The organism is Ralstonia sp. PBBBR1 (assembly GCF_002256165.1).
Classification (GTDB): Bacteria; Pseudomonadota; Gammaproteobacteria; order Burkholderiales; family Burkholderiaceae; genus Ralstonia; species Ralstonia thomasii.
Genome location: NZ_NKIL01000002.1, coordinates 291,541 through 305,487 on the forward strand (window position 1 = coordinate 291,541; position 13,947 = coordinate 305,487).

The 13,947-nt window shown below is 63.4% G+C and carries 14 protein-coding genes and 1 pseudogene; 6 read left to right on the forward strand and 9 right to left on the reverse strand.

Annotated elements, in window-relative coordinates:
* Positions 1-80 precede the first annotated feature (80 nt).
* Together CFE42_RS01395 and CFE42_RS01400 are read left to right on the forward strand one after the other, a co-directional pair.
* On the forward strand, positions 81-1,301 hold the full coding sequence (locus CFE42_RS01395) for a hypothetical protein (RefSeq protein ID WP_004626729.1): 1,221 nt from the start codon (positions 81-83) through the stop codon (positions 1,299-1,301).
* Positions 1,302-1,337: 36 nt separating this feature from the next.
* Entirely contained in the window at positions 1,338-1,982 is a 645-nt protein-coding gene (locus tag CFE42_RS01400) for a DUF5074 domain-containing protein (protein ID WP_004626727.1), read from the forward strand.
* 169 nt (positions 1,983-2,151) lie between these two features.
* Here CFE42_RS01400 and CFE42_RS01405 read toward each other — a convergent pair whose 3' ends face one another.
* Entirely contained in the window at positions 2,152-2,355 is a 204-nt protein-coding gene (locus CFE42_RS01405) for a cold-shock protein (protein WP_004626726.1), read from the reverse strand.
* A 267-nt stretch (positions 2,356-2,622) separates the two neighbouring features.
* Here CFE42_RS01405 and CFE42_RS01410 point away from each other — a divergent pair, with 267 nt between their 5' ends.
* A complete protein-coding gene (locus CFE42_RS01410) occupies positions 2,623-2,835 on the forward strand; it encodes a hypothetical protein (protein ID WP_004626724.1) in 213 nt (70 codons plus the stop codon).
* 101 nt (positions 2,836-2,936) lie between these two features.
* On the opposite strand, the gene guaA is transcribed toward CFE42_RS01410, so the two are convergent.
* From guaA to guaB, 3 genes are all read right to left on the reverse strand, one after another.
* Positions 2,937-4,556 (reverse strand): glutamine-hydrolyzing GMP synthase, encoded by a 1,620-nt coding sequence (gene guaA, locus CFE42_RS01415; RefSeq protein WP_004626721.1) that lies wholly within the window; start codon positions 4,554-4,556, stop codon positions 2,937-2,939.
* Positions 4,531-5,109 (reverse strand): hypothetical protein, encoded by a 579-nt coding sequence (locus CFE42_RS01420; RefSeq protein WP_004626719.1) that lies wholly within the window; start codon positions 5,107-5,109, stop codon positions 4,531-4,533. The genes guaA and CFE42_RS01420 overlap by 26 nt, the downstream gene beginning before the upstream one ends.
* A gap of 130 nt (positions 5,110-5,239) precedes the next feature.
* A complete protein-coding gene (gene guaB / locus CFE42_RS01425) occupies positions 5,240-6,703 on the reverse strand; it encodes an IMP dehydrogenase (RefSeq protein WP_004626717.1) in 1,464 nt (487 codons plus the stop codon).
* A 154-nt stretch (positions 6,704-6,857) separates the two neighbouring features.
* On the opposite strand from guaB, the pseudogene CFE42_RS01430 reads away from it, so the two are divergent.
* Together CFE42_RS01430 and CFE42_RS01435 are read left to right on the forward strand one after the other, a co-directional pair.
* Positions 6,858-7,801 (forward strand): annotated as a pseudogene (locus tag CFE42_RS01430) (DMT family transporter).
* A 154-nt stretch (positions 7,802-7,955) separates the two neighbouring features.
* Complete coding sequence (locus CFE42_RS01435) at positions 7,956-8,495, forward strand: hypothetical protein (RefSeq protein WP_004626712.1); 540 nt, start codon at positions 7,956-7,958, stop codon at positions 8,493-8,495.
* A 7-nt stretch (positions 8,496-8,502) separates the two neighbouring features.
* On the opposite strand, the gene CFE42_RS01440 is transcribed toward CFE42_RS01435, so the two are convergent.
* Both CFE42_RS01440 and CFE42_RS01445 read right to left on the reverse strand, forming a co-directional pair.
* Complete coding sequence (locus CFE42_RS01440; RefSeq protein ID WP_004626711.1) at positions 8,503-8,868, reverse strand: RnfH family protein; 366 nt, start codon at positions 8,866-8,868, stop codon at positions 8,503-8,505.
* Positions 8,855-9,292: a type II toxin-antitoxin system RatA family toxin gene (locus tag CFE42_RS01445; protein WP_004626710.1), complete on the reverse strand. Its 438-nt coding sequence runs from the start codon at positions 9,290-9,292 to the stop codon at positions 8,855-8,857. Before CFE42_RS01445 ends, CFE42_RS01440 begins: the two co-directional genes overlap by 14 nt.
* 125 nt (positions 9,293-9,417) lie before the next feature.
* Here CFE42_RS01445 and smpB point away from each other — a divergent pair, with 125 nt between their 5' ends.
* Positions 9,418-9,864, forward strand: coding sequence for an SsrA-binding protein SmpB (gene smpB / locus CFE42_RS01450; RefSeq protein ID WP_004626709.1), 447 nt, complete (start codon positions 9,418-9,420; stop codon positions 9,862-9,864).
* 18 nt (positions 9,865-9,882) lie between these two features.
* Here smpB and CFE42_RS01455 read toward each other — a convergent pair whose 3' ends face one another.
* From CFE42_RS01455 to ppsA, 3 genes are all read right to left on the reverse strand, one after another.
* Entirely contained in the window at positions 9,883-10,809 is a 927-nt protein-coding gene (locus tag CFE42_RS01455; protein WP_004626708.1) for an SPFH domain-containing protein, read from the reverse strand.
* A 49-nt stretch (positions 10,810-10,858) separates the two neighbouring features.
* On the reverse strand, positions 10,859-11,284 hold the full coding sequence (locus tag CFE42_RS01460; RefSeq protein WP_004626707.1) for an NfeD family protein: 426 nt from the start codon (positions 11,282-11,284) through the stop codon (positions 10,859-10,861).
* 165 nt (positions 11,285-11,449) lie between these two features.
* Entirely contained in the window at positions 11,450-13,837 is a 2,388-nt protein-coding gene (gene ppsA, locus CFE42_RS01465) for a phosphoenolpyruvate synthase (protein ID WP_004626706.1), read from the reverse strand.
* Positions 13,838-13,947: the final 110 nt, after the last annotated feature.

Sequence of the window (13,947 nt, forward strand, 5' to 3'; positions counted from 1 at the left end):
CTCCGTTTTGGGTGAGTGGTCGTGTGCTAGATTAGGCGCCGACCTCAAACGGCGGGAGTGACAAGTGTGGCGGGATTCGAATGGATTCATTGATCACGGCTGCAGCGCGCGCACTCGCTGCCGGTGACCCATTCGGAGCGCTGAACCGCGTCGCTCTGCGCGACGATGCCGCCGCGCTGGCTCTGCGTGGCATCGCCATGGCCCAGCTCGGTGATCTGGCGCGCGCCAAGCTCCTGCTACGTCGCGCGGCCCGCGCATTCGGCTCTCGAGAGGCAGTGGCACGCGCTCGCTGCATCGTTGCGGAAGCCGAAATCGCCCTCGCCTCGCGCGATCTTGGCTGGCCTGCCAAAACCCTCGACACGGCATGCGCCACGCTCGAGGCGCACGGCGACCACGTCAATGCCGCACACGCGCGGTATCTCAGCATCCGTCGCCTGCTGCTGATCGGCCGTCTGGACGACGCAGAAGCCGCGCTCGCCGCGCTAACGCCGGCGCATCTTCCTCCGGTCTTGCGGGCGGCACATGCGCTTGTCGTCGCGGGCATTGCCATCCGACGTTTGCAGACCGCTTCCGCACGCGCAGCCTTGAGCGACGCAGATATCGCGGCGCGTCAGGCCGGCATCCCGACGCTCACCGCCGAAGTCGAACGTGCCGCCCTGGCCTTGAGCGCACCGGCTGCACGGCTCATCTCGCGCGGCGAGGAGCGCGTTCTGCTCCTTAAAGATGTCGAAGCGCTCTTTGCATCGGACGCGCTGGTGGTGGATGCGTGCCGGCTTGCCGTGAGGCAGGCCGATACAGTCGTCTCGCTCGCCACGCGGCCCGTTCTGTTTACGCTGGCACGTGCACTTGCAGAGGCGTGGCCGGAAGACGTGCCCAGAGACAGCCTCATCGCGGGGGCATTCCGCACCCGGCATCCCGACGAAACGCACCGCGTGCGCTTGCGCGTAGAGATCGGGCGTTTGCGCACCGCGCTTGGTGCGCTGGGCACGGTCAAAGCGACCAAGCACGGATTTGCACTGCAACCCCACGCGACGCAAGACGTCGTTGTTCTCGCACAGCCTGTCGACGAGCAATACGCCGCCGTGCTGGCGTGCCTCGCTGATGGGGAATCGTGGTCCAGCTCTGCATTGGCATTGGCGCTCGGGGCCAGCCAGCGCACCGTACAGCGCGCGCTCGACGCGTTGGCAGCCGCCGGCAAGGTGCAGTTCTTCGGACGCGCGCGCGCGCGCCGATGGGTGACGCCGCCGGTACCCGGATTCGCGACCACCTTGTTACTCCCCGCACCGCTGCCAAGTGACTAGGATGAAGACTCCACAACCGATTCCAGCGAGCCCAACATGAAGCGATCCACCGCCGAAGTCGTGCGCGAATACGGCCCCTTCCCTGGCGCAGAGAACGTCGGCGGCGTGACCTACGATGGTCAACACGTCTGGTTTGCTGCCGGCGGTCAGCTGAAGGAACTCGACCCCGACAGCGGCAAGACGCAGCGCTCCATCGATGTACCGGCCCATGCCGGGACCGCGTTCGATGGGCGGCACCTGTTCCAGATTGCCGAAGACCGCATCCAGAAAATCGACCCGCAAACGGGCACCGTGCTCGCCACGATTCCGGCGCCGGGCGCGGGCGGAGACTCGGGCCTCGCCTGGGCCGAAGGCACGCTGTGGGTCGGCCACTACCGCGAGCGCAAGATCCGCCAGATCGATCCGGACACCGGCAAGGTATTGCGCACCATCGAATCCAACCGGTTCGTTACCGGCGTCACGTGGGTCGACGGTGAGCTCTGGCACGGCACTTGGGAAGGCGATACGAGCGAGCTGCGGCACATCGATCCGCAAACCGGTGAAGTGCTGGAGCAGCTTGACATGCCGGCCGGCATGAACGTGTCGGGTCTCGAGTCGGATGGCGCCGATCAGTTCTTCTGCGGCGGCGGAACCACCGGGAAGATTCGCGCGGTGCGACGCCCCCGCAAGCAGGCGGCATAGGCGCGCTACGGGGCTTTCGGCAGCGGTTGCCGTTTATGTGATGCCGCAGCAGATTCATCTGCTGCCGCAAGAGCCTCAGACGCTGCGGCAAAGTGCGTCTTGGACACCTTAATGTTGCTACGAAAAAAAACCCCGCAGTGCGGGGTTTTTTCTTGGCAGATGCGACCGATCAGATCGCTTCGATCTTCGTGGCAGCCGGGCCCTTTTGGCCAACGCCTGCAACGTAGCGCACCTTCTGACCCTCTTGGAGGGACTTGAACCCGTTGCCCTGAACTTCAGAGAAGTGAGCGAAGAGATCGTTGCCGCCTGCGTCCGGGGTGATGAAGCCGAAGCCCTTGGAGTCGTTGAACCACTTTACTGTGCCGGTTTCCATGTTGGATATCCTAAAAAGTTCTGCATGAGCCTGTGCTCACCAGGCACGACAATCAAGGAAGAAACATGGAGCAAAGGAAGCACCGCTTGGCGTGACAACCCAGAACATCGGAGTAACTGCTTGAAGATCCTGCAGGGATGGTTTCTACAGACATTTCAGACCCGCGTCAACAAATAATTAGATAATCTGCCACCATTGACCCACCCCGCACCCCACCGCTGAGTCAGCACGCCACAGTGGGCATGCGCTCTTGAGAGAACCATCGGCATGACACTCTGCTCGGCTTGCGCCGCAATCGAACTCCATAAACGCGGCGCGCCAGGCCATGCTTTGCTCAGAATCACCGACACGCAACGCATCAAATCGCCCTCCGCGCGCGCAATCACCGTCAGCACGTTCTCGTGTCCCACATGCGGTGCGCGATGGGTCTATCGCGACGAAAAGAACGTGGACAACCAAGGCTGGTCACTGGAGGCGTAGACGCCGTTCGGGGTAGCTTTTTGGCAGACACTGGATAGCCAACTATAAGGACGAAAAAAAGCCCGCATAACGCGGGCTTCTTCCGACTTGGGAGGTGAACCTCACTCCCACTCGATCGTCGCAGGCGGCTTGCCCGACACGTCATACACGACCCGGCTCAAACCACGCACCTCATTGATGATGCGGTTCGACACGCGGCCCAGCAGGGCGTACGGCAGATGCGCCCAATGTGCGGTCATGAAGTCGGTGGTCTGCACTGCACGCAGCGCCGTCACGTAGTCGTATGTGCGGCCATCGCCCATCACGCCGACGGACTTGATCGGCAGGAACACCGCAAACGCCTGGCTGGTCAGGTCGTACCAGCTCTTGCCAACATCGCCTTCGCCGCACAGGCCGGCGGCCGCATCCTGCGCCGTGGCCTTCGTGCCCCGCAGCTCTTCGATGAAGATCGCATCGGCACGGCGCAGCAGGTCTGCATATTCACGCTTGACCTCACCCAGAATGCGCACGCCCAGGCCAGGCCCCGGGAACGGGTGGCGATACACCATCTCGTGCGGCAGGCCCAGCGCCACACCCAGCTCGCGGACTTCATCCTTGAACAGGTCGCGCAGCGGCTCGAGCAGCTTCAGGCCCAGCGTCTCCGGCAGGCCGCCCACGTTGTGGTGGCTCTTGATCGTCGTCGCCTTCTTGGTCTTGGTGCCGCCCGATTCCACCACGTCCGGGTAGATCGTGCCCTGCGCCAGCCACTTGGCGTTGCTGAGTTTCTTGGCTTCGGCCTGGAACACTTCAACGAACTCGCGGCCGATGATCTTGCGCTTGGCTTCGGGGTCAGTCACGCCAGCCAGATGGCCGAGGAACTGCTCGGACGCATCCACATGCACAACCTTGGCATGCAGGCGGCCAGCGAACATGTCCATCACCATCTTGCCTTCGTCCAGGCGCAGCAGGCCATGGTCGACAAACACGCAGGTCAGCTGGTCGCCAATGGCGCGGTGGATCAGCGCCGCCGCCACCGAAGAATCGACGCCACCCGACAGGCCGAGGATCACCTCTTCATCGCCCACCTGCTCGCGGATCGCCTTGACGGCCTCGTCGATGTGATCGCGCATGACCCAGTCGGGCTTGGCGCCAGCGATCTCCAGCACAAAGCGCTCGAGCAGCGCGCGGCCCTGCACGGTGTGCGTGACTTCCGGGTGGAACTGCACCGCGTAGTAGCCACGCGCCTCGTCGGCCATGCCCGCGACGGGGCAGCTCGGCGTCGAGGCCAGCAGCGTGAAGCCCGGTGGCAGCTCTGTGACCTTGTCGCCGTGGCTCATCCACACCTTGAGCATGCCGTGGCCTTCGGGCGTAGCGAAGTCCTGGATGTCCTTGAGCAGGCGGGTATGGCCATGCGCGCGCACTTCGGCGTAACCGAATTCGCGGTGGTCGCTCCACTCCACCTTGCCGCCAAGCTGCACGGCCATGGTCTGCATGCCGTAGCAGATGCCCAGCACCGGCACGCCCAGGTCCCACACGGCCTGCGGGGCGCGCAGTTGATGATCTTCGTACGTGCTGGCGTGGCTGCCGGACAGGATGATCGCCTTGGGCGCGAATTCGCGCACGAAGGCGTCGGACACGTCGTTCGGATGGATTTCGCAGTAGACGTGTGCTTCACGCACGCGCCGCGCAATCAGTTGCGTGACCTGCGAGCCGAAATCAAGGATGAGGACTTTGTCGTGCATGTTGAGGAGGAATGGAATCGGCAATCGTGTCGACTTCAGTGCCGGGGCCGTAGCCCGGAGGCGGCATGTAGCCAGGTTCTTTGCGTTGCGCCTTTTCTGCGCGTTCGCGTTCGCGCGCGGCCGCGGCGTCTTCGCGGGCCTTCTGTGCGCGCACGCGCTCGTTGGTGCGCACGCGGCGCGAGGCGGGAATTTGCACGGCGGAGAACGCCGCCAGCACCGCGGCAAACGTCGGCAACCAGATACGGCCCGCGCCCTCCACCGGCAGGTGGAAGAACAGCAGCCAGACAATCACCAGCACGGCGACCGCCAGGTTCAGATGACCGACTACCTGCGCCACGGCGGTCGTCAGTTGCCCGTTGACGGTGGCGTGCCACAGCAGCCAGGCCACGCCAATCAGCGTGACGCCGAGCAGCTGGCCGTACATCGCCGGTTCCGGCTGCGGCAATTGCAGCGCGCCGAAGATGGACGTCATCGGTGAAGCCAGCAGGACGAGACCGACGCACAGTGCGACAGCCGCATCCAGAAACAGAACGAGTCGCAAAAGCGCTTTCATCATCGTCTCCAGTTGCGGGCGGCCGCCCGTGCCTCGGCCACCGGTTGAATCGGCCGGAGCGCCCGCGCGCCCCGGCGGCAGTACTGCTTGCCTTCTATCTTGTTTGTTGTTTGCGATGATCGACAAGCGATCAGTCGCGGTGATAGTTCGGCGCTTCCTTCGTGATCTGCACGTCGTGCACGTGCGATTCGTTCATGCCCGCGGCGGTGATCTCGACAAACTGGGCCTTCTCGTGCCATTCGGCGATCGACGCGCAACCGCAGTAGCCCATCGACGAGCGGACGCCGCCCGTGAGTTGATGCACGATGGGCAGTGCCGAACCCTTGTACGGCACGCGCCCTTCGATACCTTCGGGCACCAGCTTGTCGACGTTGGCGGTGTTGTCTTCCTGGAAGTAACGGTCGGCAGCGCCGTCCTTCATCGCGCCAACCGAGCCCATGCCGCGGTAGCTCTTGTACGAGCGCCCCTGGAACAGGAACACCTCACCGGGAGATTCGTCCGTGCCGGCAAACATGCCGCCCATCATCACGGTGTGTGCGCCGGCAGCCAGTGCCTTGGCCACATCGCCCGAGTAGCGGATACCGCCGTCGGCGATCAGCGGAACGCCGGTGCCCTTGAGGGCCTCGGCCACATTGGACACGGCAAAGATCTGCGGCACGCCCACGCCCGCGACAATCCGTGTCGTGCAGATCGAACCCGGGCCGATACCAACCTTGACGCCATCCGCGCCATGGTCGACCAGCGCCCTGGCCGCGTCGCCCGTGGCGATGTTGCCGCCGATCACCTGCACTTGCGGGTAGTTGTCCTTGATCCAGCGCACGCGGTTCAGCACGCCCTGGCTGTGGCCGTGCGCGGTGTCGACCACGATCACGTCCACGCCGGCCTTGACCAGCAAATCGATACGCAGATCGTTATCCGGACCCACGCCCACCGCCGCACCCACGCGCAGCGAACCGCGCTCGTCCTTCGAGGCCAGCGGGTATTCGGTGGCCTTCTGGATATCCTTGACGGTGATCAGGCCGCGCAGCTCGAAAGCCTCGCCCACCACCAGCACACGCTCCAGGCGGTGCTTGTTCATCAGGCGCTTGGCCTCTTCCAGCGAGGCGCCTTCCTTGACGGTGACGAGCTTCTCGCGCGGCGTCATCTTGGCGCGCACCGGGGCGTCCAGTTCTTCTTCGAAACGCAGGTCGCGGTTGGTGATGATGCCCACCACCTTCTTGTCTTCCAGCACCGGGAAACCCGAGATGCCGTGTTGTGCCGACAGCGCCATCACGTCGCGGACCTTCATGTCCGGGCCGATCGTGATCGGATCGCGCAGCACGCCCGATTCAAAGCGCTTGACCTTGGCGACTTCGCGCGCCTGTTCTTCGGGCTTCAGGTTCTTGTGGACGATACCGATGCCACCTTGCTGCGCCATAGCGATGGCGAGCCGCGCTTCCGTAACCGTATCCATGGCGGCGGAGACGAGCGGAATGGCAAGTTCGATCGAACGGGTGAGCTTGGTGCGAAGGGACGTATCGCGGGGCAGGACGGCCGAGTAGGCCGGGACGAGCAGCACATCATCGAACGTGAGTGCTTTCTGGACAAGACGCATAGCAATTTCCTCTAGGCGCAAAATCGGATTATACGGGAATTCGCCCCACGGTTGTAGAGACCCGTGCTATGCTCGATAAATTTTTCTTCGCGCACGCACCTACAGCACCCTGCGCCACCAGCGGCCGCGCAGAATCAGCCTCGCGAGTGTTCGAATGGGAATTGGCGTATTGTGCGCCCTGCTGGCCGGGGCGATGTGGGGCATGGTCTTTATTGCTCCGCGCGCGCTGCCCGCGTTTTCACCGTGGGAACTGACCCTCGGCCGCTACCTCGCCTACGGCGTCATCGCAGCCATTGCCGCTGCCCCGATCCTTCCGCGCATTGCCCGCAAAATTACCCGCGCCGACTGCTTGGCGCTGGTCAGGCAATCCTGCAGCGGCAACCTGTCTATTTTGTTTTCGTGGCGTTTGGCGTGCAGCTGGCTGGTGTTGCGCCCACCTCGCTGATCGTTGGCATTCTGCCCATCACAATCACCATGCTTGGCCGGCGCGATCATGGCGCCGTGCCGCTCTCCCGGCTGATCTGGCCGCTCCTGGTTGTCGCTGCCGGCATCGCCTGCATCAACGTTGACCTGTTCGGCCAGACAGCGGCAACGGCGGCCACCAACGTCCGGCCGGTCTGGCAACGCATTGTTGGCATCGCTTGCGCGGCAGGCGCGCTTTTCAGCTGGACGTGGTACGCCTTGGACAACGCCCGCTACCTGCAGCGCAATCCGCATTTCTCCAGCAACGAATGGTCTGCGCTGTACGGCATTTCGAGCGGCATCCTGTCTGCCGCCTTGACCATGGCGGCCCTGCTTGCAGTCGGCACAAGCTGGATGGATACCGGCGGACGCGTCTGGGGTACGTTCTGGACCGTGAACGCTGCCGTGGCACTGGGCGCGTCGCTGATCGGCAACAATCTGTGGAACATCGCCTCCCGGCGGCTGCCGCTCACGCTGTCGGGCCAGATGATCGTGTTCGAGACCCTGTTCGCGCTGGCATATGGCTTTGTGTACGACGATCGCTGGCCGCGCCCGCTTGAGATGGCCGCAATCGCCTTGCTGATCTTGGGTGTCGGCTGGTCGGTGCGCTTGCACGCCAACAAGAAGTCTGCATAAACTGGGCGCCTTGCCGGGGGGCGAGTCGACAGGCCAAGCCAGGCCGTCGGCCTAAATTGGCGAGTGGCGATCACGCCACCGGGCTCCCGTGCGCGTCGAGGGGCCGTCGTCGGGTCGGCCAGCGCGCCGTCGGCAGTCCACGAACGAGAACTCCATGAAACGACTGCACGTCCTATTGCCTGCCACTGCGGCCCTGACCGCCCTCGCTTGCCCGGTTGCCCAGGCGCAATGGGCCTGGCAATGGCGCGATGACAAGGGCCACATGGTCTACAGCGACGCCGCACCGCCACCGTCGGTGCCGCCCAGCCGCATCATCCGCAACCCGAACAGCCGCACGGCCACGGCCTATGAAGCGCTGTCCGCACCGGCCTCGGGCGTCAAAGCGGCAGACCCTAATGCGCCCGCCAAACCCGGTCAGCCAGCCTCGAGCGTCGCCGCGCCCAACCCTGACGAAGAACTGCGCAAGCGCCTGGCCGATCGCGCAAAGAGGGAACAGGAGGAAGCCAGGCAGGCTGACGCTGCGCAGCGCAAGCAAGCCGAATGCGCACGCCTGCGCAACGAAACCACGTATATGCAAGACGGCCGCCGCGTCGGCTCGGTGCAGGCCGATGGCTCAATCGCCTACCTGGATGACACCCAGCGCGCCGCAGCCGTCCAGCGCAACCAGGCTGCCCTCAGCGCCAACTGCAACTGATCGCTCTTTATTCGAGGACGTCGTCTTTGGGCGGCGCCTCGTTGCGCAGCCACTTCAGCCCTTCGCGCGTGCCGGTGGCCCGCACCTTCTGCACGCGCCGCCGGCGTGCAGTTTTTGGATCGGCGATCAGCGGACCCAGGATTTCCACCCGATCACGCGCATGCAATGCGGCATCCGGCGTCTTGCGCTTGCCGTAAACGCCCAGCCTGCAGGTATCGATGGTCAGGTCCAAGCCGTGGAGCAAGCCCGACGCGCGCACTGCGTCGGCCACCGTCGCCTGCGCCGGCACTTGCACCGTGACAAGCCGTGGCGGCGTGACCGTCGCCAAACAGACCATCACGTCGATCACGGTGTTGGAATCAGGACTCGCCATACACAGCCTCGGCGCGCTTGACGAATGAGTCGACGAAGGTGTTGGCAATCATGCTGAACACCGGGCCAATGAGTTTTTCCAGAATCACGCTGGAAAATTCGTAATGCAGATGGAAGTTGATCTTGCAGGCATCCGCGCGCAGCGGCGTGAAGATCCAAAAACCGGTGAACGACTTGAAAGGCCCGTCAGCGAACGTCATATCAATGCGGGTGGGGCGCGTTTGCACGTTGCGCGTGCGAAAGAACTGATGGATGCCCTTGAAGGCAATATCGATACGCGCGTCGAGTGACGTTTCCGTCTGCTCGTAGATTTCCACGCCGCCGCACCACGGCAGAAAGTTCGGATAGTCCTTGACGTCGGTGACCAGGTCGAACATCTGTTCGGCCGAGTGGCCAATCAACACGGTTTTTTCAACGTCTGCCATGCGTGATCCGAAAGCTTTGCGCGCCGCGTCCCGGTTGGGATTGCGGCGGATTTGTTAAACTCGCCATTTTATCGCAGCGCATGCAGGGATCGTCACCCCAATGCGCGCACCGCATATTCCAACGTATGACCATCGCCGACAACAAGAAGGCCTTTTTCGATTATTTCATCGAAGAGCGCTACGAGGCAGGCATGGCTCTCGAGGGCTGGGAGGTGAAAGCCATCCGGGCCAACCGTGCGCAGATCAAGGAAGGTTACGTCGTCATCCGTAACGCCGAGCTGTTCCTGATCGGGGCCCATATCAGCCCGCTGCAATCGGCCTCCACGCATGTCAATCCGGACCCCGTGCGCACCCGCAAACTGCTGCTGCACGCCGAAGAGATCAAGAAGCTCATCGGCAAGGTGGAGCAGCGCGGCTACACGCTCGTTCCGCTCAACCTGCACTACACGCGTGGCCGCGTGAAGTGCGAAATCGGCCTCGCCAAGGGCAAGAAGCAGTTCGACAAGCGCGAAACCGAGAAGGACCGCGACTGGCAGCGCGAAAAAGCCCGCCTCATGCGCGAGAAGGCTTGAGCCCTCCCGCTCCGAACTTTACGCGCTCGGCCGCTGCTGCTTCACGATCGTCAACGCTGACGCAATCATCGTGCTCAGGTCGCCCATGTTCCCCGGCACGATGAGCGTGTTGCCCTGCTTGGCCAGGTTGCCGAACGCGCTCACGTACTCTTCCGCCACTTTCAGGTTGACGGCATCGACACCGCCCTCGGTGCGAATGGCCTGACCGATCTTCTGGATCGCCTGGGCGTTCGCTTCGGCCACCGCCAGAATCGCCGCCGCTTCGCCCTGCGCCTTGTTGATGGCAGCCTGCCTTTCCCCTTCCGATTTCTGGATGGCGGCCTCGCGCGCACCGGATGCCAGGTTGATCTGCTCCTGGCGCTTGCCTTCGGATGCGGCGATCAGCGCACGCTTTTCGCGTTCGGCCGTGATCTGCGCCTGCATGGCGTGCAGGATTTCCTTCGGCGGGGTCAGATCCTTGATTTCGTAGCGCAGCACCTTCACCCCCCAGTTCGATGCCGCCTCATCCAGCGCATTGACCACGCTGTGGTTGATGAAGTCACGCTCTTCGAACGTCTTGTCCAGTTCGAGCTTGCCGACCACCGAGCGCAGCGTCGTCTGCGCCAGCTGGGTGATGGCGATCACGAAATTGCTGGAGCCATACGATGCCCGCATCGGGTCGGTCACCTGGAAGTACAGGATGCCGTCCACCTGCAGCTGCGTGTTGTCCTTGGTGATACAGATCTGGCTCGGCACGTCGAGCGGGATTTCCTTGAGCACGTGCTTGTAAGCCACGCGATCAACAAAGGGCAGCACGATATTGAGCCCCGGCGAGAGCGTCGCGTGATACTTGCCCAGCCGCTCCAGAATCCAGGCGTGCTGTTGCGGCACGATCTTGATACCTTGCGCGATGAGCACAATGGCGGCAAACAGGACGATGATCGCGAGAGTCCCCAGCTCGAACATAGAACCTCCGTGGTTGGGCTTGTTGGTTGTTGTTGATTGTTGCTGATGGCTATCTGGGCGCGACAACAAGCACGTTGCCACGTACTTCGACAATCCGGAATTCGCCACCCGTGGCCGGCGCGTGCGGCGCGAGTTCGACATCCCACGCGGCGCCGCGATATTGCACGCGCGCGCGGCGCTCCGGCGACCAGGCATCGACGCGCAACATCTCGCCAATGTCCAGATTGACGTTGCGATTGCGGGCGGCATTTTCGCGCGTGACGCGCCCATAGCGCGTACGCCGCAGCCCGACGATACCGAATACCGCCACGATGGCGGCAACGATCGCCTGCGCAGGGAATGCGAGGCCGATCAGCGCGGCAAGGCCGCCTGCGAGCAGACCGATTGCCACCATCAGCAGATAGAAGGTCCCCGTCATCAGCTCGCCGATGACGAGCAGCACGGCCAGAGAAAACCAGACGGTCAGAGCCGACATACTCCCTCTCCCTGAATCCCATAAAAAAACCCCCGCGACGCTGGACGTCTGCGGGGGCATGTCGCTCGGCCCCCGCCAGCGTTGGACGCCGCCGGGCACTTCGCGTTCTTGTTGGCGCGTACCCTTCAGAATACGCGCCTTGTCTTACGGCACTCTAGGTCGGAATCAAGCCGAGCCCAGCTTCTGCCACGTGTCGATCACGGAGTCCGGGTTCAGCGAGATCGACGAGATGCCTTCCTTGGCCAGCCACTCGGCAAAATCCGGATGGTCGGACGGGCCTTGACCGCAGATGCCGACGTACTTGTTCATCGACAGCGCCGTGGAAATGGCACGCTGCAGCATGAACTTGACTGCCGGATCGCGCTCGTCAAAGTCGCGGGCGAGCAGTTCCATGCCGGAGTCGCGGTCCAGACCCAGCGTGAGCTGCGTCAGGTCGTTCGAACCGATCGAGAAACCGTCGAAATGCTGCAGGAATTGCTCGGCCAGGATCGCGTTGGACGGCACTTCGCACATCATGATCAGGCGCAGGCCGTTTTCACCGCGCTTCAGGCCGTACTTGGCCAGCAGCTCGACAACCTTCTCAGCCTGGCCGAGCGTACGCACGAACGGCACCATCACTTCGACGTTGGTCAGGCCCATCTCGTCGCGCACGCGCTTCATGGCACGGCACTCCATCTCGAAGGCTTCGGCAAAGTCTTCGGCGATGTAGCGCGAGGCGCCACGGAAACCCAGCATCGGGTTTTCTTCGTCCGGCTCGTAGCGGGAACCGCCAATCAGCTTCTTGTACTCGTTGGACTTGAAGTCCGACAGGCGCACGATCACGGGTTTCGGATAGAACGCCGCTGCGATGGTGGCAATGCCCTCGGCCAGCTTGTCGACATAGAACGCACGCGGGCTGGCATGGCCGCGGGCCACGCTTTCCACAGCCTTCTTCAGGTCGCTGTCGACTTGCGGGTAGTCGAGAATCGCCTTCGGGTGCACGCCGATGTTGTTATTGATGATGAACTCAAGGCGGGCCAGGCCCACGCCACCGTTCGGAATCTGGCAGAAGTCGAACGCCAGCTGCGGATTGCCGACGTTCATCATGATCTTGGTGCTGATCGGCGGCATTTCGCCACGCTGGACTTCCGTGATTTCGGTTTCCAGCAGGCCGTCGTAGATCTTGCCTTCGTCGCCTTCGGCGCACGAGACCGTCACCAGCGTGCCGTCCTTCAGCAGGTCGGTCGCATCGCCGCAGCCCACGACTGCCGGCACACCCAGCTCACGCGCGATGATGGCCGCGTGGCAGGTACGGCCGCCACGGTTGGTGACGATGGCTGAGGCGCGCTTCATCACCGGCTCCCAGTTCGGGTCGGTCATGTCGGCCACCAGCACGTCGCCGGGCTGCACGCGTTCCATTTCAGCCGGGTCGTTGATCACACGCACCGGGCCCGTGCCGATCTTCTGGCCGATGGCGCGGCCGGTGGTCAGCACCGGCGCTGAGCCCTTGAGGCGGAAACGCTGCTCGACCTTGCCGTGTGCTTGGCTCTTCACCGTTTCGGGGCGGGCCTGCAGGATGTAGATCTTGCCGTCGCGGCCGTCGCGGCCCCACTCGATATCCATCGGGCGGCCGTAGTGCTTCTCGATGATGACGGCGTACTTGGCCAGTTCCGTCACGTCCGCATCGCTGATGGAGTAGCGGTTGCGAAGCTCGCCCGGCACGTCGACGGTCTTCACGCGGCCTGCTTCGCCCGGCGCGGTGAACTCCATCTTGATCAGCTTGGAACCGATCGAGCGGCGGATGATGGGGTACTGGCCGGCGGCCAGCGTCGGCTTGAAGACGTAGAACTCGTCCGGGTTCACAGCGCCCTGCACCACCGTTTCGCCCAGGCCGTAGCTGGAGGTGATGAAAACGACATCCTGGAAGCCCGATTCGGTGTCGATGGTGAACATCACGCCCGAAGCGCCGCAGTCCGAGCGCACCATACGCTGGATGCCGGCAGACAGGGCCACCACGTCATGGGCGAAACCCTTGTGCACGCGGTACGAAATCGCACGGTCGTTGTACAGCGAGGCGAACACGTGCTTGATCTTGTCGAGCACGTCGTCGATGCCGAGGACGTTGAGATAGCTCTCTTGCTGGCCGGCGAACGAAGCATCCGGCAGATCTTCCGCCGTGGCCGACGAGCGCACCGCAAACGATGCCTCAGCGCCTTCGCGGGCGGACACGCGAGCGTACGACTCGCGAATCTCCTGCTCCAGACGCGGCTGGAACGGCGCGGTGGCGACCCATTCGCGGATCTCCTTGCCGGCGGCCGCCAGCGCCTTGACGTCGTCGACGTCGAGGCTGGCCAGACGCTGCGAGATGCGCTCGGTCAGGTTGTTGTGTGCAAGGAAATCGCGGAACGCCAGTGCCGTGGTGGCAAAACCGCCCGGAACGCGCACGCCGGCGCCGTCCAGCTGGGAGATCATCTCGCCCAGCGAAGCGTTTTTACCGCCGACGACCTCGACATCGGTCATCCGCAATTGCTCGAACGGCAGCACATAGGCGCCGTCTTGCGACAGGTTAGTCATACAAGCCCCTAAACTAAGTGAAAAACCGGTCGGATCCGCACGGGGCTTTCTTCTTGTCGTCTGGCCGTACGAATCGCTTGGCTAAATCATCCGGAAGCCCTGCCAGGATT

Coding starts and splice junctions, on each gene's coding strand:
- CFE42_RS01395 (WP_004626729.1), top strand. CDS start 81: ATGGATTCATTGATCACGGCTGCAGCGCGCGCACTCGCTGCCGGTGAC.
- CFE42_RS01400 (WP_004626727.1), top strand. CDS start 1,338: ATGAAGCGATCCACCGCCGAAGTCGTGCGCGAATACGGCCCCTTCCCT.
- CFE42_RS01405 (WP_004626726.1), bottom strand. CDS start 2,355: ATGGAAACCGGCACAGTAAAGTGGTTCAACGACTCCAAGGGCTTCGGC.
- CFE42_RS01410 (WP_004626724.1), top strand. CDS start 2,623: ATGACACTCTGCTCGGCTTGCGCCGCAATCGAACTCCATAAACGCGGC.
- guaA (WP_004626721.1), bottom strand. CDS start 4,556: ATGCACGACAAAGTCCTCATCCTTGATTTCGGCTCGCAGGTCACGCAA.
- CFE42_RS01420 (WP_004626719.1), bottom strand. CDS start 5,109: ATGAAAGCGCTTTTGCGACTCGTTCTGTTTCTGGATGCGGCTGTCGCA.
- guaB (WP_004626717.1), bottom strand. CDS start 6,703: ATGCGTCTTGTCCAGAAAGCACTCACGTTCGATGATGTGCTGCTCGTC.
- CFE42_RS01435 (WP_004626712.1), top strand. CDS start 7,956: ATGAAACGACTGCACGTCCTATTGCCTGCCACTGCGGCCCTGACCGCC.
- CFE42_RS01440 (WP_004626711.1), bottom strand. CDS start 8,868: ATGGCGAGTCCTGATTCCAACACCGTGATCGACGTGATGGTCTGTTTG.
- CFE42_RS01445 (WP_004626710.1), bottom strand. CDS start 9,292: ATGGCAGACGTTGAAAAAACCGTGTTGATTGGCCACTCGGCCGAACAG.
- smpB (WP_004626709.1), top strand. CDS start 9,418: ATGACCATCGCCGACAACAAGAAGGCCTTTTTCGATTATTTCATCGAA.
- CFE42_RS01455 (WP_004626708.1), bottom strand. CDS start 10,809: ATGTTCGAGCTGGGGACTCTCGCGATCATCGTCCTGTTTGCCGCCATT.
- CFE42_RS01460 (WP_004626707.1), bottom strand. CDS start 11,284: ATGTCGGCTCTGACCGTCTGGTTTTCTCTGGCCGTGCTGCTCGTCATC.
- ppsA (WP_004626706.1), bottom strand. CDS start 13,837: ATGACTAACCTGTCGCAAGACGGCGCCTATGTGCTGCCGTTCGAGCAA.